Annotated in this window: 1 protein-coding gene; it reads left to right on the top strand. The window is 72.3% G+C overall.

The window, feature by feature from the left end:
- The coding region (locus QEZ54_RS36240) for an RICIN domain-containing protein (RefSeq protein WP_281309313.1) at nt 1–468 on the top strand (468 nt) is incomplete at its 5' end.
- Nucleotides 469–775 lie beyond the last annotated feature (307 nt).

Raw genomic sequence — 775 nt, 5'->3', positions numbered from 1 at the left:
ACGACCCCGTCCAGCCCCGCGCCGTCGTCGTCGACCTCGATCGACACCAGCGCCTGGTACACGCTGGTCAACCGCAACAGCGGCAAGGCCCTGGACGTGTACAACTTCTCGACAGCCGACGGCGGCCGCATCACGCAGTGGACCGCCGGCACCGCCGACAACCAGCAGTGGCAGTTCGTCGACTCCGGCGGCGGCTACTACCGCATCCGGTCCCGCCACTCCGGCAAGGTCCTCGACGTCTCCAACTTCTCCACCGCCAACGGCGGCGCCGTCGTCCAGTGGACCGACCTCAACGGCACCAACCAGCAGTGGCGCGTCGTGTGGAGCGGCAGCTACCTGCGGCTGATCAACCGCAACAGCGGCAAGGTCCTGGAAGTCCAGGGCGCCTCCACCGCCGACGGCGCCAACATCGTCCAGTACGACGACTGGGCCGGCAACAACCAGCAGTGGCAACTCGTCCGCCGCTGACCCCGCAGACACGCTCTCACCGCAGCAGTAACGCCGGTGCGCGGGCCACCCGCCCGCGCACCGGCGCCGCCCCGTCGCGTGCACCGGCCCTGACCGCTGCCGCGTCCGGACATCCGCAGCCGGGCCCCACCCGGCCGTCCCAAAGGAGGCTGCCTTGACGGGCACCGCCATCATCGCGCGCACCGCGCCGCCGGCCCGACCCTGGCGCGCCGCGCTGATCACCGTCCTGGTCACGGCCCTGGCCGCCGTCGGAGCCGTCGTACTCGGCACCAGCGGCGCCCAGGCCGCCACCGTGGACACCAGCGCC

Origin of the sequence: Catellatospora sp. KI3, assembly GCF_029948125.1 — a bacterium.
Lineage (GTDB): Bacteria > Actinomycetota > Actinomycetes > Mycobacteriales > Micromonosporaceae > Catellatospora.
Note: the sequence above shows the minus strand (reverse complement) of the source record. Positions and strands in the feature narration are given on the sequence as shown.